This is a genomic window from Adhaeribacter aquaticus DSM 16391 (assembly GCF_000473365.1).
GTDB lineage: Bacteria > Bacteroidota > Bacteroidia > Cytophagales > Hymenobacteraceae > Adhaeribacter > Adhaeribacter aquaticus.
Genome location: NZ_KI421517.1, coordinates 642,513 through 661,560, shown reverse-complemented (window position 1 = coordinate 661,560; position 19,048 = coordinate 642,513). Strand labels below are relative to the sequence as shown.

Here is a 19,048-nt window from a genome sequence, read left to right as displayed (position 1 = left end):
AATTATTAGATGGCTAGCAAATCAGTAAAAATTCCTTTTGCTTTATCTACTGAATTTACCTTATCAAATATAACAATTAATTTATCCTTGCTATCTTTCAGGCGGCTGTTACGGCTGTGTTGTTGCACGTATTTTAATATTTTACCAAACTGCTCGCTCTGGAAATAAGCTTCGTTTTTTTCTGTAGGCAGGTAGCCTTTCATGGTTTCTTTTTTAATTGTTAACTTCTCAAAACCAAATTTTTGCGCCTCCCAGCGCAATTTTACAATGTCAACGAGTTGCACAACCTCCCGTGGTAATGGCCCGAAACGGTCGGTAATGCTATTGACAATTTTGTCCAGGCTTTCCAGGTCTTTTACCCGGTCTAGTTTGCTGTAGAGATTTAACCGTTCCGAGATATTGCTTACGTAAGTGTCTGGTATTAATATCTCCATATCGGTTTCCAGCGTACATTCGCGCACCACATCTAAAAACTGGTTCAAGTCTTTTTCTGTTCCCAGGAACAAATCGCGGAATTCAGTTTCCTTTAGTTCTTTCACGGCATCATCCAGAATTTGGTGGTACATCTCAAAGCCTAAATCGTTAATAAAACCGCTTTGTTCACCTCCTAATAGATTACCAGCTCCCCGAATATCCAGATCGCGCATAGCAATTTTAAAGCCTTCCCCTAAGTCAGAGAATTCTTCCAGGGTGCTTAAGCGCTTACGGGCATCCGAAGGTAAACCTGAAACGGGCGGCGTTAATAATATACAATAAGCTTTTTTATTGGAACGACCCACCCGACCCCGCATCTGGTGCAAATCGCTGAGGCCAAACATGTGCGCCCGGTTTATAATAATGGTATTGGCATTCGGAATATCCAGCCCCGACTCGATTATATTGGTAGAAACCAGCACATCGTATTCGCCTTCCACAAATTTCATCATGCGCTTTTCCAGTTGCTCGCCTTCCATTTGGCCGTGAGCATAACTTACTCGGGCATCCGGTACCAGTTTTAAAATCAGGTTCGCCATTTCTTCAATGTCGCTAACCCGGTTATGCACAAAAAATACCTGGCCACCGCGTTTCAACTCATTCATGATAGCATCCCTGATAATAGTCTGGTCGAAAACATGTAGTTCCGTAGTTACCGGTTGACGATTAGGCGGGGGAGTGGCAATAACCGACAAATCTCGGGCTCCCATTAATGAGAAATGCAGGGTACGGGGAATAGGGGTGGCCGTTAAGGTTAAAGAGTCTACGTTTACCCGCATTTCTTTCAAACGTTCTTTTACCTTTACCCCAAACTTCTGCTCTTCATCAATAATCATCAACCCCAAATCCTTAAATTTTACGTCTTTGCTGGCAATGCGGTGAGTTCCTATTAATATATCGGTTTTGCCTTCTGCTACGCGTTTAAGGGTTTCCTTAATATCTTTGGCGGTTTTAAAACGGTTAATAAACTCCACATTTACCGGAAATTTTTCCAGGCGGTCGCGGAACGTTTTGTAGTGCTGCATGGCCAGGATAGTAGTGGGTACTAAAACCGCTACCTGTTTGCCATCGCAGGCAGCCTTAAAGGCAGCCCGGATAGCTACTTCGGTTTTCCCAAAGCCCACGTCGCCACAAACCAGCCGGTCCATCGGGTGGGGTTGCTCCATATCGGCTTTTACATCTTCGGTGGCTTTGCCCTGGTCCGGGGTGTCTTCATAAATAAACGACGACTCTAGCTCGGCCTGTAGAAAACCGTCTCGGGTAAAAGCGTAGCCAGGAGCGGTTTTGCGTTTAGCATAGAGCTTTATTAACTCCTCTGCTATATCTTTAACTTTTTTCTTAACCCGCGACTTCTTGTTTTCCCACTCCGGCGAACCCAGTTTACTCATGGCAGGAGGGGTGCCTTCTTTGCCGGTATATTTGCTGATTTTATGCAATGCGTGAATACTCACATAAAGCAAATCGTCGTCGCGGTATACCAGCCTAATGGCTTCCTGCAACCGTCCGCCAACGTCCACCTTCTCTAAACCGGCAAAGCGGCCAATACCGTAATCTACGTGCGTTACATAATCGCCGGGAGAGAGGGCGCGTAGTTCTTTTAACGTTAAGGCTTTGGTTTTAGAAAACTTCTCCTTGGTTTTGTACTTATAATAGCGCTCAAATAATTGGTGATCGGTGTATAGCGCAAGTTTCAGGATATGGTCTACAAAGCCTTCGCGCACCGAAATAGCCAGGTGCTGGAACCGTACATCGTGGTCCAGTTCGTCAAAAATAGTGGTCAGTCGATCAATTTGACGCGGCGAATCCGACGAAATAATATTGACTAAATCCTGGCCCTGGTTTTCGTGTAGGTTGTTTACCAGTAATTGAAAATCTTTATTAAAGGAAGGTTGTGGCTTGGCCTGCCAGGTAATAACTTCATTTGCTTTAAAATGGAAGCGCTTGCCAAACTCTACCGTTACATAATTATCCAGGTGCTTCTTAAAGGTTTTGCTGCTTTCGAATAGGTCTTCTGGCTTGGAAACAATTTGCGTATTGCCACTGGTTAGCATGAGGTACTCAAAGGCCTGATTGGCCTTGTCAAACGATTCATCAATAACATCAAAGGCCTGTTTTGCATCTTTAAACCAGATTTTAGTACTATCCGAGATAAATTGTAAAAAAGGCTCCCGGGTTTCCTGCAACAACTTGGTTTGCACGTTAGGTACAATGGAAACATGTTTTTTAGTTTCTACCGAAAGTTGGGTATTAGGATTAAAAGTCCGGATGCTTTCAATCTCGTCGCCGAATAATTCAATTCGGTAAGGTAAGTCGTTTGCGTAAGAAAAAATATCTACAATGCCCCCTCTGATAGCAAATTGGCCGGCTTCATACACAAACTCAGTGCGCTCAAAATCATACTCAGTTAATACCTCCGTTAAAAAGTTGGTATCAAGCTTCTCGCCTACTTTTACACCAAACGTATTTTCTACCAGCGACTTTTTATTGATTACCTTTTCGGTAAGGGCTTCTGGATACGTTACTATTAATAAACCTTTGCCGGTTTTATTATTTAAATGGTTTAGTACCTCAGCCCGCATTAAAATATTAGCGTTCTCGGTCTCATCAAAAGAGTAGGCCCGTTTGTAAGACGAAGGAAACAATAATACTTCTTTTTCACCGTCTGTAATATTCTGCAAATCGGCGTGAAAGTAAGCGGCCTCCTCTTTATCGTGTAGAATAAACAGGTGATGGCTATCGTCCAGCAAGGTTGAGACAGCAGCAGCCAATGCAGCATCCAAACTGCCCACTAACCCTTTCAGGTGAATATGATATATTGGATCAGACTTTAACCGTTCGGCAATGGTTTGTACCAAGGCATCGTGGCGGTAAAGGTCCAGGAAATCTTTTATTTTCAATGCGTTGATTCCTTTACTTAATGAAAGTGCAAAGATACGGCTTTTTGTGCTCTTACTCCTTAGTATTGCCTGATGTTTCCTTAACTGTCAGAATATCGTTTTCAGAATAAATTCGTAATATTAAGTAATCGGGATACTGTAAAGTAGAATTCTATGGAAAATGCCGCCGCCCTCAAAGGTAATACCGGTTTTAGAAGTTCTGTAAATGCACATCTAAATGCCATAATTAACGCTTTTACTTCTGGCTTATTACTAACTGGTATGGGCGTTTTGTTAGGAGTAGTTTTAAAACTCATGCATTTGATAGGACAAGATGTTGTGTTTGTCTTTTCCTTATCAGTTATGGCCTTGCTGTTGATTTTGCAGATTGGGCTTTCGCTGGTTTATATTTTTTCTCATCTACGATTAGCTTTGCTGGGTGCTTTTAGCAGTTTAGCCAACGCTATGGCTTGTTTAAGCCTGGTATTTTTGTTTGAGCAATGGTGGGGTAGTTCCCTCATGATTTTTCTCACAACACCCATCTTTGTTTTAAGCGTTGTTTTTTTAATAGCCTATTTTCTGGTGGGTGAGCACCGGCATACTACCCATCGTAAGTTTTTATACCTGAATATTCTGCTGCCATTTCTGTTTGTATTGGCTTTAGGAATAGTGTATGCCGTGTGGAGTGGAAAGCAGGAAAACGAAGAAGTACCAGACCCAAATTCGGCTATAGCAGTAACCGGAAATAGCTTTACAGCCTGGAAGTACTAGCAGAGGTTACGCCTCGGTCTTAATCGGTATAAAATTTTATTAGTCTTATTCTATCATTTGGCTTTAGCTACATCCAAATTTATGGGTTTTAATTAAACAAGTTTTTAGAACCATAAAGCACACCAAATCTATTCCAACTGAAAAGTACCAGGGTTTACCTAAAATGCTAACTTTGCTTTTCCTGCTACGTGTAATAATCATTCAAAAATTTAATTTAAACTTAAAAGATAAACATGGCCTCTTTTGATATTGTAAGCAAAGTAGATCCTCAAACCTTGGAAAACGCCATCAATACGGTAAAAAAGGAAATTCAAACCCGATACGATTTCCGGGATACCAAAGGAAGTATTGAATTAGACAAGAAATCCAATGTTATCCATGTTACTACCGAAAACTCTATGCGGGTAAAGCATATTGAAGATATCATCATCAGTAAAACCGTAAAACAAGGTATTGATGCTACTGCTTTGGATTTTAGTGAAGAAGAATTTCCTTCCGGACCCATGATAAAGAAAGATATTAAGGTTAAGGCCGGGGTAGATAAAGAAACTTCTAAAAAAATTATAAAGCTTATAAAAGACAGCAAAATAAAAGTACAGGCTGCTATTATGGATGATCAAATTCGGGTTACCGGCAAAAAAATTGATGATCTACAGGAGGTCATTAGTTTGTTGCGCCGGTCTGATCTGGGTTTACCCCTGCAATATGTAAACATGAAATCCTAAGGTTCTTTTTGTCTTCCAAAATACTTTACCTATGGCCTCTTTAGCTTGCGGTCATTTATTTCCTGCAAACCCAAACAAATTAATGGTTGTAAAGTATTTATCGGAATATACCACGCTAAACACAAAATAAAACTATGTTTGATATCTTTCTTACCGCCGATACTTGGATTAGCTTGCTAACCCTAACCTTTATGGAAATAGTATTGGGTATTGATAATATTATATTCATTTCTATTGTAGCCAGCAAGTTGCCGGCCTCGGAACAAGGCAAAGCCCGTAAAATTGGTTTAACCCTGGCTCTTATTTTCCGAATATTGCTGCTTTTATCCATTTCCTGGATTGTAGGTTTAAAAGAACCGCTTTTTGTGCTGGATTTACCTTTTAGAGAAGGAGATTTTGGGGTTACCGGTCGTGATTTAATTTTATTAGCCGGTGGTTTATTTCTCATTGCTAAAAGTACCACCGAAATACACCATAAGTTAGAAGGGGAAGAAATGAGTAATGATGGACCGGCCAAAGTTGTTCAGAGCTTGGGTAAAGTAGTAGTACAGATAATTATGGTTGATATTGTTTTCTCGTTTGACTCTATTTTAACTGCAGTGGGTCTCGTGGATCATGTTCTGATCATGATTATTGCGGTTGTTATTTCTATGGGAATTATGCTGGCCTTCTCTAAATACATTGCTGATTTTGTAAACAACCGCCCAACCATAAAAATGTTAGCTTTAGCCTTTTTAATTATGATTGGGGTCATGCTGGTATTGGAAGCTACCCATTTGCACGTGCCAAAAGGCTATATTTATTTTGCTATGTTCTTCTCGTTATCCGTAGAAATGTTAAATTCCAAAATACGCGGAACGAGCACCCCTGTTAAGTTGAAGGATGATAATATAGTAGAATAAATATTTTTTAAAAGCGTAACTAAAAAGCCTGCAACAGACAAATTGCAGGCTTTTTAGTTTTTTATGTAAAATTTAAGCAAAAGTTTAGAATTCTACTTTGGTTAAATAATCCCAAACTACTACGCCAACGGTCACGGAAATATTTAAAGAGTGTTTAGTACCAAACTGTGGAATTTCTACTACCGTATCAGTTAAACTCATAACTTCTTCAGCTACTCCAAATACTTCGTTGCCAAAAACAAAAGCGTATTGCTGTTCCGGGTCCGGTTTAAAATCTTGCAACATGGTACTGCCTTCTGCCTGTTCCAGCGCAATTATTTGATAACCGTCTGCTTTCAACCTTTGGGCTAGCTCGCCTGTGTCCGGAACATGCTCCCAAGCTACTGAATCGGTGGCACCCAGAGCGGTCTTATTTATTTCTTTATTGGGCGGAGTGCCGGTAATGCCGCATAAGTAAATTTTTTCAACCCGAAAAGCATCACCGGTTCGGAAGGCTGAACCAACATTATGCAGGCTGCGCACATTATCTAATACCAGCACGACCGGAATTTTAGGTAAGGTTTTAAATTCTTCTACCGAAACTCGGTTTAACTCATCCATTTTAAGTTTGCGCATAATTATACCTGTTTAAGCTATTTAAAAAATATGTTCTGGGGGAGCAAAATTAGGCAGATACACTGTATCTTGCTATAATATTTTGGAAAAGGGACGATTTGTGAAATCAAAAGAAAACGATCCGGAGATTCTGGAGATAGAAGATAAAAAAAAGAATGCGAAAGGAGCGGAAGCCACTACAACCCCGCTCATGAAGCAATATAACGCCATAAAAACCAAGCATCCTGGAGCTTTGCTCCTTTTTCGGGTGGGCGATTTTTATGAGACCTTTGGCGAAGATGCCATTAAAGCAGCTAAAATTTTAGATATTGTGCTTACTAAACGCGGTAACGGGACGGCTTCTGAAGTGGCACTGGCCGGTTTTCCGCATCATTCCCTGGATACTTATTTGCCCAAATTGGTAAGAGCAGGCCAGCGCGTAGCTATCTGCGACCAACTGGAAGATCCTAAAATGGTGAAAGGGATTGTGAAACGAGGCGTTACGGAATTGGTGACGCCGGGCGTTTCTTTTAACGATCAGGTACTGGAAAGGAAATCCAATAATTACCTGGCGGCTCTGCACATTGGCCGCGACCAGACGGGCATTGCTTTTCTGGATATATCTACCGGTGAATTTATAACAGCTCAGGGAAACCAGGAATATGTTCGGAAACTTTTACAAAATTTTAATCCGGCAGAAATACTTTTTTGTAAGCGAGCTAAGGAAGAATTTTTTACCAATTTTAATCAGGATTACTGTCATTATGCTTTAGATGAATGGGTTTTCGGGTATGATTTTGCCTATGAAAATTTAACCCGCCATTTTAATACCGCTTCTTTAAAAGGTTTTGGAATCGAAAATTTGCGTGAAGGCATTATAGCGGCTGGTTGTATTTTACATTACCTTTCCGAAACCCAGCACCACGACATTAAGCACATTGCCGCCATATCCAGGCTGGAGGAAGATAAATACGTTTGGCTCGATAAATTTACTGTCCGCAACCTGGAACTGATTTATCCGCAGCAAGCGGAAGGTATTCCGCTTATCCAGATTTTAGATCAGACGGTAACGCCCATGGGTGCCCGGTTGCTGAAAAAATGGGTGGTGCTGCCTTTAAAGGAAATAAGCCAGATCCAGCGCCGCCTCGATACCGTGGAAGCCTTGATTAAAAACCAGGAGTTGCTGCAGGATGTGGTGCATTACCTGAAGCAAATTAATGACCTGGAACGATTAATTTCTAAAGTAGCTGTAAAACGGATTAATCCCCGAGAATTACTGCAACTTAGCCGAGCCCTGGAAGCTTTGTTGCCCATAAAAGAATTAATGGCTTATAGCAATATTCCGGCATTACAAAAACTGGCCGGACAGCTGGCGCCTTGCGAAGAACTACGGGAAGAAATAAAAGCTAAAGTAAAGCCCGATGCTCCTATGCTAACTAACCTGGGTAATATTATTAATAATGGTATTCACGAGGAGCTTGACGAGTTACGCAAAATTGCTTTTTCGGGCAAAGATTATTTATTGCAATTACAGCAGCGCGAAGCTAAAAATACAGGTATCACTTCGCTAAAAATAGCTTATAATAAAGTGTTTGGCTATTACCTGGAAGTAACGCATGCCCATAAAGATAAAGTGCCGCAGGAATGGATTAGAAAACAGACCTTGGTTAATGCGGAGCGTTACATTACCGAAGAGCTAAAAACTTACGAAGAAAAAATACTAAATGCTGAGGATCGTATTTTTAGCATTGAACAGCAACTATTTAATGAACTAGTGCTGTCGTTGGCGGATTATGTGCCCCAGATTCAGCAAAATGCCAAAGTAATTGGTATGATTGACTGTTTGGCCTCTTTTGCCAGCACAGCTGTTCAGTTTAATTACGTGAAGCCTGATGTTAATGAGAATAAAGTTTTAAATATTAAAAAAGGCCGCCATCCGGTAATTGAGCGGCAGTTGCCTCTTGGCGAAGGCTATATTCCAAATGATATTTTACTGGATACGGATGAGCAGCAGGTAATGGTAATTACCGGGCCAAACATGGCTGGTAAATCTGCTTTACTACGTCAAACGGCTCTTATTGTATTAATGGCTCAGATTGGCTCCTTCGTGCCAGCCGAGGCAGCCGAAGTAGGGATTATTGATAAAATATTTACCCGGGTAGGAGCATCTGATAATTTAAGCCGGGGAGAAAGTACGTTTATGGTGGAAATGACCGAAACGGCGAGCATTCTGAATAACTTAAGCGACCGAAGCCTGGTGCTGATGGACGAAATTGGCCGGGGAACAAGTACCTACGATGGTATCTCTATTGCCTGGGCAATTGTGGAGCATTTACACAATCATCCAAAATCACGGGCTAAAACGTTATTTGCTACTCATTATCACGAGCTAAACCAATTAGCTGAAGATTTACCCCGGGTGCGCAATTATAATGTGTCGGTAAAAGAAGCGGGCGATAAAATTTTATTTATGCGCAAACTGGTGCCCGGAGGCAGCGAGCATAGCTTTGGTATTCATGTAGCGCAAATGGCCGGTATGCCTAATGACGTAGTTATTAGGGCAAATGAAATTATGCACCACCTGGAGAAAGATAAAATAAGCAAAGGCGATGGTAAAAAGCTTTCTCAAATGCCAAAGCAGAAGCTGCAATTAAATATGTTTGAGCTGAACGACCCGTTAATGATAAAAATAAGAGAGCTGTTTGATAAACTAGATATCAATACCATTACGCCGGTAGAAGCTTTGCTTAAGTTAAATGAATTAAAAATGTTATCCAACGAAGGAAAGCAGGTTTAGGAGTAGCCTAAACCTGCTTTTTAATTATTTAACCTTATGATTTATTTTAAAAGTGTTGGAGTGCAGGTAAGGAACAAATAGTTGTAAAATAGGTCTGGTTCTTTATAAAGACTGAAAAAATATTCCTCTGATAATCAGTAGGGAACATAAAAAAGGTAATTTTTTTTAGAACAGGGCTTGACAAATAAAAAAACGTACGTATCTTTGCATCACTAATTCGAACAGCGGGTTGGTAAAAACAAAAAAACGCGAAAGTAGCTCAGTTGGTAGAGCGCGACCTTGCCAAGGTCGAGGTCGCGGGTTCGAACCCCGTCTTTCGCTCAAATAAAAAAGACGTTGCCCAGCAACGTCTTTTTTATCTAAAACATTGAAGGTCAGACCTTCATGCCGGGGTGGTGAAACTGGTAGACACGCAAGACTTAAAATCTTGTATTCATTAGAATGTGCGGGTTCAAGTCCCGCCCCTGGTACTCTTACTAAAATAAAAAAGCCTTGTAAATGGAAATTTACAAGGCTTTTTTATTTTGCCAGTAACCAATTGGCAACAACATTTAAAGTTATCAATAGCAAGTAAATAAGAAGAGTAGCACAACAAGTAAAGGTTCTATTTCCCCTTGCCTTTATTTTGGCAGCAGCAACTTTTGCCTATGGCTGCGGTTGCTTATCCAAATTTCCCATAAACCTTATCCTTTCTTCTTCTTTCTGCAATATTTCCTCTATAACTTCTTATTTGCACCTTTGCCTTAATATCAAATGCAGCGGTTAATTTTATAGTGCTTCCGGAGGTTTACCCATTTCTGCCTCAATTTAAGTTTCTAGGTTTCTAAAGGTTGTATTATAGGTGGGAGAATAAATATTAGCAAGGATAGTGGACAGGTATTTAGAATAGAAATCGAAGAGGGGATTCTGAAAGCGTTAATCATAATCGATCAATTAATAAAGCAGCAGCAGCAGCAGCAGCAGGGCGGATAGCTGATAACTTTAAGTTTACCACCAGGTCAGAAGGTTTCCTGATTTAGGTAAGAAAAATGAGGAAGTAGTAATGAGGTGTAATCATTTCTTTAAATAAAAGTTATTATACCTTTTTCGTCCCTAAAGCAAGAAAATGCCATGATATCCGGAAAGAAACGAGAACGCAGAACTAGTAACTTTGTTAAAATTTAAGATGCAAAAATGAATATTTCTACCATTGTTGTGCAGATAAAACAGTAAACTTTTGATCCATAGTAAAGCTTAAAGAATTAAGATTTTAAGTAATGGTGTCAAGAAAACAACTATGATTGTTTTTGAAGAAACCTTCTAATTCAGGATTGGTTTTTAACTCATTTAATCCTGATTTATTTAGTGGCTTCATTATGAATTTTATTACCAACGGGTTTAGCTCGAAATCCTCGATATCCTTTGTATCCATTGTTGAAGAAATAACAACAATTTTGGTTTGGTTTAGCAAGTGAGGGAAATGTATGGGAAATATTTTTATAAATTCCCATCCGGTCATTTCAGGCATATCCAAGTCCAGAAAGATTAGGTTTGGAGCCTGTTCTATAGGGGCGTCTGCATTACTTTTAAGATACTCAAAAGCCTGTTTTCCATCAGTGAAAGGGATTAGCTCCCTGGCAAAGCTTGTGTTAATTAACCAGTATTCTAATAGTCTGAGGCAAATGCGGTCGTCATCCACCAGTAAAACCTTATTTAGCATAGCTTTTAGTTTAACGTCTTAATTAATCAGGTTTAAAGTTTTAGATCAACAATATTATTATCTGAATCCCCATCAAATTTATTTTTGTCTGGAGAATTCTAATTCGTTTCTAGATCAGTTATTACCTAATGCTTTAACAATTACAATCTTTTCCTTAGGCTGACCAACTGGGTGATTTAGGAAAGCCGGATTCCCTTGGGGCCTGAACCTGACCAGTTGGAAAACCCGTTTAAATATTTGGAGGTTAGTAGCTGTATATTATTCTCTTGTTTTGCAGTTTCATGTTTTTGCCTGTTGCCTTCTGATAATGAGCCATGCTCTAAATTATGATTACTGGTGGCTAGGATATGTGAGGAATGGCCAAGTACATTTGGTAATTCCTTAGTTTTTGAAGGAGAAGTCTTGGCACGTTTGTAGCTAAACCTGAAAAAGCGTTTACGTCTTTTCCCCTGCATTAAATCTTTTCTTCTATTTACACTTTTTACGTAATCGTAAATTAAATACAACAATAAAATAGTGCAAATTACAATAATGGAAAAGCACAATTTTACAACTGTATCAAACTCCTCTAAAAAAAACGCCTTCACTTAAACAATAATTAAAAAACTGAAACCGTTTGCAATATATAAATTAAAAAATAGCAATAAAATTCAACATTCTAATAAATATTTTAATTTTTCAAATAAGATACCTGAGCTTGTTTAAACTTTACATTTATTTATTAAACAGGTATAAATCTTTAAATTGTTTAAATAGTAAAATCACATATTTATATTCTTTTAATTATAGTAAAACAGAAACCAATAAAGTTTTTAAATAGAGTAATCTAAAGAAGAAGCTTAGCGGTTATTTAACAATATAAATTGTGTTAACAAATCAGCAGGGTCCGACTAATAGTTGCTTTGGGTAAGAAAAGATGAAGTAGTAATAATAAGAGGTAAAGGATTGGATTTAAAATAATTGAGTAATCTCTTGTAGGTAAGGGGTTCTTTTGCCTACAGTCAAAGGAATCAGTTAGACTTAGGTTACTTCTTTCCGCATTCTTATTTAAATAAGCAGAAAATTAGGAAGAGCATTTTAGTTTTAGTCTGGTAAAAATAGAAGGAGGTACAGGTTTTGTCCTTATTATTTAATATTTTAAGCTTTGAAGCTGGCTCCTGGCCAGATGATTTTACTAAAGTGACGAATACCAACCATTCATGAAGAGAAGGAATTTTATTAAAGCCACTACTTTAGCTGGCCTTTCCATTTATACAGTTAGTTTTAATGCCTGCCAGCAGGTTAGTCCGGGAGGGAAAGAATTTCAGGCAGATACAAGTGCTAATTCAGTAGAAGAGTTTGAATTAAATGAAATAACCATAGATCAGTTACAGGAGAAAATGAATAGTGGCGAGTATACCTCCCGATCTATCACAGAACTGTATTTAAAGCGCATTGATGCAATAGATAAAAATGGTATTCAGTTGCGCTCGGTAATAGAAGTGAACCCGGATGCTTTACAAATTGCCGAGGCCAGGGATAAAGAACGAAAAGCTGGTAAGTTAAGAGGGCCACTGCACGGTATACCGGTTTTAATTAAGGATAATATCGATACGGCAGATCAAATGTTAACCACTGCTGGCTCCATTGCGCTTGAAGGTAACAAAGCCACTAAAGATGCCTTTATTATAAGAAAACTTCGGGCTTCAGGAGCAGTATTATTAGGTAAAACAAACCTAAGCGAATTTGCCAACTTTCGTTCTACCCACTCGGCCAGTGGCTGGAGTAGCAGGGGTGGGCAAACTAAAAATGCCTTTGTGCTAGATCGTTCGGCCTGTGGGTCCAGTTCAGGGTCGGGTACAGCCGTAGCGGCTAACTTATGTGCTGTAGCCATTGGCACCGAAACTGATGGGTCTATTGTTTGTCCATCGGCGGTAAATAGCTTGGTTGGCATAAAACCTACGGTGGGTTTATTAAGTCGCTCCGGTATTATACCTATTTCTCAAACGCAGGATACCGCTGGCCCTATGGCCCGTACAGTTAAAGATGCGGCCATTTTATTAAGTGTGTTAACCGGTACCGATCCGGAAGATGCCGTCACAAAAGAAAGTGAGGGGAAGGTGCAGCCCGATTACACTCAGTTTTTAAATGTTGCCGCCTTAAAAGAGAAAAGAATTGGCGTAGAAAAAGCTTATTTAAAAGGTCATAGTGGGGTGGATGCGCTTTTGCAGCAGGCCTTAGATGTGTTAAAAAGTCAGGGAGCTACCATTGTAGAGGTAGATGTACTTAGTAAAATAAACCCTCTTTCAGATAATGAATTCAAAGTGTTACAATATGAGTTTAAAGATGGTTTAAATAAATACCTGGGTAGCGCAAAAGGTAAAGTGAAAAGCTTAAAAGAGCTTATTGCTTATAATAAAGAGAATGAAGCTAAGGCGATGCCTTTTTTTAAGCAGGAGATTTTAGAAAGCTCAGAAGCTTTAGGCGATTTAAGCAGCAAAGAGTATCAAAAAGCTTTAAGTAACAATCTGGCAGTCTCTCGTCACACTATCGATGCGGTATTAAAAGATAATAGTTTAAGTGCTATTGTTGGACCTACCTACGGGCCCTCCTGGTGCATTGATTTAGTAAACGGTGACTACGGTACCGGTTATGGTTTTACGTCTCCGTCGGCTATTTCGGGTTATCCGCACATAACCGTACCCATGGGTTTTGTGCAGGAATTACCTATTGGGTTATCTTTTATTGGTACTGCTTACGCTGAGCCGGAATTAATAGGGTTAGCGTATGCGTATGAACAAGCTTCTAAAGCCAGAAAAGCACCCAGGTTTTTAAAATCTACTGGTGTATAAATGCCTTGAAGATAGGTTTAGTTTTTTCCCATTTCATGTCTGGCCAGATAAAGCATGCAGTTTAAGTTTGCTCCTGATTTTTATCTATATAAACTTTATGCCGGTTTATCTAAAAGGTTTAAGGGAGCGTGGAAAAGGTTTATCGATTGCAGGAGGTAGTTTGTCTGGTTAAGGTATAGGTTAAACGAAATATAGTAACGGGCTATATTAGGTAGCGTATCTTTGGGTATACATAAAAACAAAAAGGATATGAAAAGCAGCCTCATCACCCTAGCCTTAACCATAGTAGTAACCGTAACAGGATTTGCCTATAGCTTAACCGGTCAGCATCAGTTACAGGTTTCTATCGAGCAGGCCGCCCGTGTGCAGGTTCGGCAGATGCAGGAATCTATCCGGTTCAATGAGTTTGAGTATATCCAGATCAAGAAATTAACAGGCGCTTATTTAGCGGCCGTACAACAAGTAAAACAAACCACAGCAGCCGATCAGCAGCCGGAAAGAATAGCTCAACTAGAAGCTGCTTATAAAGCTGCTATAGCAGGAATGCTGACAGAGGTGCAAAAGCAGGCTTTTGCTACTTATGCTGCTGCCCATTCGCTTCAGAGCCTGTTAGCTGCTAAGTAGTAGCTTACGCTGTTTCTATATAAAACAAAAGCCGGTTATCAACCGGCTTTTTTGTTTCTATTACTTAATATATTCCTTTTATAACTCTTTACTCTTTAATAAGCAGTATGAGCCTCAGGTGCCCACTAAAGCAAATTATAATTACTTGGTAAGAGCTAATCTTTCTTTATTAGGAGCAGCATCCTTATGTGCTCCTTTTTTAGCAGTAGGATAAGATTTGTAGTCTCTGTTATGAGCTATATAGCGTTTATAAACAGAAGCCTTGGAAATACTTCTGTTATTGCTATGAAAGTAAAATTTAGCAAAAGATTTTTGTTTTAGTCCAGAAGCACCTACTTTTTCAGAGCAAGAAGACACAGAAATAGCAATTGGAATTAAAAATGAGAATAGTAATATTTTAGGCATATATAGTGAGTTTAAATCGTTAATACTGCCTGAATAATTATATTGTTATTAGATAAGTTCCCTTGATTATATTTTATTAAAACTTCATAATATCTTCTTTAAATAATTAAACATAAATAGATAATATGTTTGAATTAAGAAGTTATTAAACGTTTTTGTCCTATTTTAAAGTGGTAAATATTGTTTGTATCAGTAGCTTCAAATAATTTTAGAAATTTAAATTGGAATCTGTTTCTTTTGAGGCAAATTTAAGATGTTGTAAGTGTTGCTCTAAGTGCTCTAATAGGTACTGGTATTTTATTATTTTATAATCCTTTTGCTCTCGCCGGATAAGGTAACGTAAATACAATAATTTTTCTTCTGTTTCAACTAAGGTATAGTTCTCAATATCTCTGATATCGAAACTAAATTCACTGTGCATACTCATATAATAGACTATCTCGTTAGTAAGAGATTATGTAGCTAAATACGTAATAGAAGAAAGGTTAATCAGCCCTTTTAGATGAACCCCATCATAAACTCGTTAAAGCTAGTTTTCCGAGCATTAAAGCAGTTTATTCTAATGCTTAAACTGCTTTAATGCTTACAGGATATGGTAAAAGGGAAAGACTATAAATGGATCTGGTACGTTCCTGATTTTAGCGGAAATATTACTTATAATCTGTTTCAATACGCTTTTCCGGAACTATGTTAGTAAATTGCCTGCTGGGGGACTGGTAAGGATTATAGCTAAATAGGTATAACCTTACTGGGTAATGTGTTAAAAAAGCATTAATATGCATTTATGGAAATTGAAGAAGTAGCATACGAAGACCGGATACGACAACATCAGCTTAAGATAAAACAGGTATTTACAGAAGTTGGAAAAGTAATTGTAGGGCAGCATTACATGGTTAACCGCCTGTTAATCGGGTTATTTACCAATGGGCATATTTTGCTGGAGGGGGTACCTGGCCTGGCCAAAACTTTAACCATTAATACCCTATCTAAGGTATTGCATCTTGACTTTCAGCGGATTCAATTTACACCTGATCTATTGCCTTCTGATTTGGTAGGCACCATGATATATAATCAGAATTCATCTGCATTTGAGGTAAAGAAAGGGCCTATTTTTGCCAATCTGTTATTAGCCGATGAAGTAAACCGCTCTCCGGCCAAAGTGCAGTCGGCTTTGTTGGAAGCTATGCAGGAAAAGCAGGTAACCATTGGCGAAACTACTTATAAATTAGATCTGCCATTCCTGGTGCTGGCTACTCAAAACCCCGTAGAACAGGAAGGAACGTATCCTTTGCCGGAGGCCCAGGTTGATCGTTTTATGATGAAGGTATACGTGGACTATTTAACCAAAGCGGATGAGCTGGAAGTAATGCGCCGGATGGCTAATATGTCTTTTGTAAATAATGTGAATACTGTTTTAACCAAAGAAGATATTTTCGCTATCCGAGATGAAATTAATCAGGTTCAGATTTCGGAAACACTGGAGCGCTACATTATTGAATTAGTTTTTGCTACCCGCAAACCAGGAGATTATGACCTGATAGAGTATGCTGATTACATCCAGTTTGGCGCCTCGCCCAGAGCCAGTATTGCCTTGAACTTGGGTGCGAAAGCGGTTGCTTTTTTTGATGAACGGGATTATGTATTACCAGAAGATATTAAAGAAGTAGCTGCGGATGTTTTAAATCACCGCATTATACTAAATTATGAAGCAGAAGCCGATGGTATTAAAACCAAGGACTTTGTAGAGGCTATACTTCGTAAAGTGCCGATTAGTTAATATTTGTTGTGCCTTATTCAGGAGGAAGCTTAATAACTATGATATTAGTGCTTCCTCCTGAGTAAGGATAAATAACCTTAATTTTTATCTGAATTAGCCTGATGAGAGGCTACTATTTCCTGCAGAAATTGATAGAAAGGATCTGCAAATTCTTTTCGGCGCAATGCAAACTCAACCGTAGTTTTAAGGAAGTCCAGTTTATTGCCAATGTCGTAACGTTTACCTTCTATGGTATGCGAGTAAATATTCTCTGTTTTTAGCAGGTTAAGCATTGCATCCGTTAACTGCAGTTCGTTGTTTTTGCCTTTAGGCGTTTCTTCAATGGCCTTAAATATTTCGGGCGTTAAAATATATCTTCCGGCAATGGCCAGGTTAGAAGGAGCACTTTCTATCGAAGGTTTTTCAATTAACTGATCTAACTGTAAGATAGAATCACTTATACTTTTGCCGCCTACAATACCGTAACGATTTACTTTATCTGCCGGTACGGTTTCTACGGCAATCACACTGCTGTGGTACTGGGCATATATATCACTTAGTTGTTGGGTAACTGGTATTACAGAATCCATGATAGTATCTCCTAGTAATACCGCGAAAGGTTCATTTCCGGTGTGCTGGCGGGCATAATATATGGCGTCGCCCAGTCCTATAATTTCTTTTTGCCGGATGAAATAAATATTTGCCATCTCGGAAAGTTTGCGCATCTCCCAGTACATAGCCTCTTCTTTTTCCTGCAGGCGCTCTTCTAATTCAAAGTTGCGGTCAAAATGGTCTTCAATGGCCCGTTTGCCTTTGCCGGTAATTATCAGGATATCTTCAATTCCTGAATCTACGGCTTCCTGCACCACATACTGAATAGTTGGCGTGTCTATTATAGGAAGCATCTCTTTTGGTTGCGCTTTGGTAGCGGGTAAAAAGCGGGTGCCTAATCCGGCGGCAGGTATTACGGCTTTTTTTATCATATATTTATTTTTTTTTCCACAACAGGCTTAGCCCTAGTTTATTTAAGTACAAGCTTTTCGGCGTTCAGTTACACGTAAGTATATTCGTTATACAAGCGTTGGTTTAACTACGCGGGCATTTATTTTTTTGAATTCAGCTACTAATTTGTTCAGCATCTCATTTCCGTAATAGATACCTATAACAGAACCGCCAGATCCGGTGAAGGTTGCCGAAGCACCGCAATTTCGGGCCGTATTTATAAGCTCCATATTGCTCTGGCTGATGTTCATGATTTTACATCGCTGATCAAAATTTTCATTCATAAGGGCGTGCAGGTTTTTTATATCCTGATTTAATAATGCTTCTTTTCCCTGATCAGCTAAACCCGCAATGGTATTTAAAGTATCAATTACAAATTGGTCACCTTTATCGTAGCGGGTCCGGACATCGTTCAGTACTTTGCCCGACACTTTTCCTAACTCGGTTTTATAGGCTATGTATAAATTTGGCAGCAACGCCGGGTTCAGCGGTTCGTAAATGCCATGGCCGTGCTTTTGTATGTGTTCTTTATTAAAATCCATGTATACTAGGCCTTCATACACCTGAATAACGCGATCCTGCAAGCCGGCATTAATGCCTAATTCATCTATTTCAGCGGATAATGCTAAACTGGGGAATAATACCTGCGGAATCTGTACCTCATAAAACTGCATCAGAGCCCGCATGGTAGCTACAATAATGGCACTTGAGCCCGCTAAACCAACCTGCCTGGGTATGGAAGAACTGTACCGGATGGTGAAGTTTTTATTAGGTAAGGTAATTTGTTCTTTTTCGCAGTAATCACAAAATTTTTTAATAGCTGCTTTTATTAAAGGCACGCCACCATGATAGCCGGTAAGGTTAATCTGGTCGCGGAGTTGGTAAATATTTTTATATTGGTTTATATCTTGCTTCTGTGGCTCAATTACCAACTCCGGCGTTTGATAAAGTAAAATATGAGCGCCAAAATTTTTAACAATTAAAGATATTGTTTTGCCAAAATAGCCATCTGAAGGGTTTCCTAAAATGGCGGCTCTGGCATAGGCCCGGGATTCTATTATCATGCGGCGTTAGATCTGTTGGAAAAGCAAAAATATAAGAAATACAGGTATAGCTGGTAAAGGAGGATTAGTAAATTTAATCGTAGCTACAAGGTTTTCCTGTACCCGGCGCTTAAATAACCAGAAGTCATTCCGTATTTAAGAAGGGCTCCAGATAAATTTTTATACTTGCTTAAGCTGCTAATTTTCCTTCCAGAGCGGAAAGAATTTTGGTAAATCTTTCGGAAAGAAGATCTATTTTATTCAACCCATCGTGGGCTTGTTCAATTTTGCCGCTTTTATAAAGATTGAATAGCAGATTGGCAGTAGCATTTAATTCCTGCTGCACCTGTATCAGTTCCCGCATTTCTGTTTCGTTCCGGTACCGGGATAGGCCAATGGCGTTGAACCAAATATTAATTGGGCCATTAGGAGAAAAGAATTCAGCATCATAGGAGCCGCCGTAAAGTACCGAACGTACCTTTGACTTAAACAGAATGTGCTTAATCCTTAACTGTTGAAAATCTACTTGGGCCTGGTTCATCTGGTGTA

General features: G+C 39.2%; 16 protein-coding genes and 2 tRNA genes. 9 read left to right on the top strand and 9 right to left on the bottom strand.

The window, feature by feature from the left end:
* Nucleotides 1–5: 5 nt before the first annotated feature.
* Nucleotides 6–3,371: a transcription-repair coupling factor gene (gene mfd, locus ADHAQ_RS0104960; protein WP_026462000.1), complete on the bottom strand. Its 3,366-nt coding sequence runs from the start codon at nt 3,369–3,371 to the stop codon at nt 6–8.
* A 153-nt stretch (nt 3,372–3,524) separates the two neighbouring features.
* On the opposite strand from mfd, the gene ADHAQ_RS24535 reads away from it, so the two are divergent.
* The 3 genes from ADHAQ_RS24535 (at nt 3,525) to ADHAQ_RS0104945 (ending at nt 5,748) form a co-directional block, all read left to right on the top strand.
* The gene (locus ADHAQ_RS24535) at nt 3,525–4,121 is read left to right on the top strand and encodes a hypothetical protein (RefSeq protein WP_051359717.1); all 597 of its coding nucleotides are present in this window, start codon (nt 3,525–3,527) and stop codon (nt 4,119–4,121) included.
* A 233-nt stretch (nt 4,122–4,354) separates the two neighbouring features.
* Nucleotides 4,355–4,846: a YajQ family cyclic di-GMP-binding protein gene (locus ADHAQ_RS0104950; protein WP_026461999.1), complete on the top strand. Its 492-nt coding sequence runs from the start codon at nt 4,355–4,357 to the stop codon at nt 4,844–4,846.
* A 134-nt stretch (nt 4,847–4,980) separates the two neighbouring features.
* A complete protein-coding gene (locus tag ADHAQ_RS0104945; protein ID WP_034256588.1) occupies nt 4,981–5,748 on the top strand; it encodes a TerC family protein in 768 nt (255 codons plus the stop codon).
* A gap of 84 nt (nt 5,749–5,832) precedes the next feature.
* On the opposite strand, the gene ADHAQ_RS0104940 is transcribed toward ADHAQ_RS0104945, so the two are convergent.
* Nucleotides 5,833–6,363, bottom strand: coding sequence for an RNA methyltransferase (locus ADHAQ_RS0104940; RefSeq protein ID WP_026461997.1), 531 nt, complete (start codon nt 6,361–6,363; stop codon nt 5,833–5,835).
* A 190-nt stretch (nt 6,364–6,553) separates the two neighbouring features.
* Here ADHAQ_RS0104940 and mutS point away from each other — a divergent pair, with 190 nt between their 5' ends.
* The 3 genes from mutS (at nt 6,554) to ADHAQ_RS0104925 (ending at nt 9,609) form a co-directional block, all read left to right on the top strand.
* Nucleotides 6,554–9,139 carry a DNA mismatch repair protein MutS gene (mutS, locus tag ADHAQ_RS0104935; protein WP_051360151.1) on the top strand — a complete coding sequence of 862 codons (2,586 nt, stop codon included), beginning with the start codon at nt 6,554–6,556 and terminating at the stop codon, nt 9,137–9,139.
* Between the two features lie 248 nt (nt 9,140–9,387).
* A tRNA-Gly gene (locus ADHAQ_RS0104930) sits at nt 9,388–9,460 on the top strand.
* A gap of 65 nt (nt 9,461–9,525) precedes the next feature.
* A tRNA-Leu gene (locus tag ADHAQ_RS0104925) sits at nt 9,526–9,609 on the top strand.
* A gap of 779 nt (nt 9,610–10,388) precedes the next feature.
* Here ADHAQ_RS0104925 and ADHAQ_RS0104920 read toward each other — a convergent pair.
* Both ADHAQ_RS0104920 and ADHAQ_RS0104915 read right to left on the bottom strand, forming a co-directional pair.
* A complete protein-coding gene (locus ADHAQ_RS0104920; protein WP_026461995.1) occupies nt 10,389–10,838 on the bottom strand; it encodes a response regulator in 450 nt (149 codons plus the stop codon).
* Between the two features lie 176 nt (nt 10,839–11,014).
* Nucleotides 11,015–11,425 carry a hypothetical protein gene (locus tag ADHAQ_RS0104915; RefSeq protein WP_026461994.1) on the bottom strand — a complete coding sequence of 137 codons (411 nt, stop codon included), beginning with the start codon at nt 11,423–11,425 and terminating at the stop codon, nt 11,015–11,017.
* Nucleotides 11,426–12,037: 612 nt separating this feature from the next.
* On the opposite strand from ADHAQ_RS0104915, the gene ADHAQ_RS0104910 reads away from it, so the two are divergent.
* Together ADHAQ_RS0104910 and ADHAQ_RS0104905 are read left to right on the top strand one after the other, a co-directional pair.
* Nucleotides 12,038–13,669 (top strand): amidase, encoded by a 1,632-nt coding sequence (locus tag ADHAQ_RS0104910; protein ID WP_026461993.1) that lies wholly within the window; start codon nt 12,038–12,040, stop codon nt 13,667–13,669.
* A 249-nt stretch (nt 13,670–13,918) separates the two neighbouring features.
* Nucleotides 13,919–14,293 (top strand): hypothetical protein, encoded by a 375-nt coding sequence (locus tag ADHAQ_RS0104905; protein WP_026461992.1) that lies wholly within the window; start codon nt 13,919–13,921, stop codon nt 14,291–14,293.
* Nucleotides 14,294–14,434: 141 nt separating this feature from the next.
* Here ADHAQ_RS0104905 and ADHAQ_RS0104900 read toward each other — a convergent pair whose 3' ends face one another.
* Entirely contained in the window at nt 14,435–14,698 is a 264-nt protein-coding gene (locus ADHAQ_RS0104900) for a hypothetical protein (protein WP_026461991.1), read from the bottom strand.
* Between the two features lie 208 nt (nt 14,699–14,906).
* On the bottom strand, nt 14,907–15,125 hold the full coding sequence (locus tag ADHAQ_RS0104895) for a hypothetical protein (protein WP_026461990.1): 219 nt from the start codon (nt 15,123–15,125) through the stop codon (nt 14,907–14,909).
* A 357-nt stretch (nt 15,126–15,482) separates the two neighbouring features.
* Between ADHAQ_RS0104895 and ADHAQ_RS0104890 the strand changes: the two genes are divergently transcribed.
* Nucleotides 15,483–16,475 carry an AAA family ATPase gene (locus tag ADHAQ_RS0104890; protein WP_051359716.1) on the top strand — a complete coding sequence of 331 codons (993 nt, stop codon included), beginning with the start codon at nt 15,483–15,485 and terminating at the stop codon, nt 16,473–16,475.
* 77 nt (nt 16,476–16,552) lie between these two features.
* On the opposite strand, the gene galU is transcribed toward ADHAQ_RS0104890, so the two are convergent.
* The 3 genes from galU to ADHAQ_RS0104875 all read right to left on the bottom strand — a co-directional run bounded on the left by galU (nt 16,553) and on the right by ADHAQ_RS0104875 (nt 19,040).
* A complete protein-coding gene (gene galU / locus ADHAQ_RS0104885; RefSeq protein ID WP_026461988.1) occupies nt 16,553–17,437 on the bottom strand; it encodes a UTP--glucose-1-phosphate uridylyltransferase GalU in 885 nt (294 codons plus the stop codon).
* Nucleotides 17,438–17,524: 87 nt separating this feature from the next.
* Nucleotides 17,525–18,520 carry a mevalonate kinase family protein gene (locus ADHAQ_RS0104880; RefSeq protein ID WP_026461987.1) on the bottom strand — a complete coding sequence of 332 codons (996 nt, stop codon included), beginning with the start codon at nt 18,518–18,520 and terminating at the stop codon, nt 17,525–17,527.
* A gap of 169 nt (nt 18,521–18,689) precedes the next feature.
* On the bottom strand, nt 18,690–19,040 hold the full coding sequence (locus tag ADHAQ_RS0104875) for a hypothetical protein (protein WP_026461986.1): 351 nt from the start codon (nt 19,038–19,040) through the stop codon (nt 18,690–18,692).
* Between the last annotated feature and the right edge of the window lie 8 nt (nt 19,041–19,048).

What these genes read in the sequence shown, in the direction of transcription:
- ADHAQ_RS24535 (WP_051359717.1), top strand. Translation starts at nt 3,525, where the DNA reads ATGGAAAATGCCGCCGCCCTCAAAGGTAATACCGGTTTTAGAAGTTCT.
- ADHAQ_RS0104950 (WP_026461999.1), top strand. Translation starts at nt 4,355, where the DNA reads ATGGCCTCTTTTGATATTGTAAGCAAAGTAGATCCTCAAACCTTGGAA.
- ADHAQ_RS0104945 (WP_034256588.1), top strand. Translation starts at nt 4,981, where the DNA reads ATGTTTGATATCTTTCTTACCGCCGATACTTGGATTAGCTTGCTAACC.
- ADHAQ_RS0104940 (WP_026461997.1), bottom strand. Translation starts at nt 6,363, where the DNA reads ATGCGCAAACTTAAAATGGATGAGTTAAACCGAGTTTCGGTAGAAGAA.
- mutS (WP_051360151.1), top strand. Translation starts at nt 6,554, where the DNA reads ATGAAGCAATATAACGCCATAAAAACCAAGCATCCTGGAGCTTTGCTC.
- ADHAQ_RS0104920 (WP_026461995.1), bottom strand. Translation starts at nt 10,838, where the DNA reads ATGCTAAATAAGGTTTTACTGGTGGATGACGACCGCATTTGCCTCAGA.
- ADHAQ_RS0104910 (WP_026461993.1), top strand. Translation starts at nt 12,038, where the DNA reads ATGAAGAGAAGGAATTTTATTAAAGCCACTACTTTAGCTGGCCTTTCC.
- ADHAQ_RS0104905 (WP_026461992.1), top strand. Translation starts at nt 13,919, where the DNA reads ATGAAAAGCAGCCTCATCACCCTAGCCTTAACCATAGTAGTAACCGTA.
- ADHAQ_RS0104900 (WP_026461991.1), bottom strand. Translation starts at nt 14,698, where the DNA reads ATGCCTAAAATATTACTATTCTCATTTTTAATTCCAATTGCTATTTCT.
- ADHAQ_RS0104895 (WP_026461990.1), bottom strand. Translation starts at nt 15,125, where the DNA reads ATGAGTATGCACAGTGAATTTAGTTTCGATATCAGAGATATTGAGAAC.
- ADHAQ_RS0104890 (WP_051359716.1), top strand. Translation starts at nt 15,483, where the DNA reads ATGGAAATTGAAGAAGTAGCATACGAAGACCGGATACGACAACATCAG.
- galU (WP_026461988.1), bottom strand. Translation starts at nt 17,437, where the DNA reads ATGATAAAAAAAGCCGTAATACCTGCCGCCGGATTAGGCACCCGCTTT.
- ADHAQ_RS0104880 (WP_026461987.1), bottom strand. Translation starts at nt 18,520, where the DNA reads ATGATAATAGAATCCCGGGCCTATGCCAGAGCCGCCATTTTAGGAAAC.
- ADHAQ_RS0104875 (WP_026461986.1), bottom strand. Translation starts at nt 19,040, where the DNA reads ATGAACCAGGCCCAAGTAGATTTTCAACAGTTAAGGATTAAGCACATT.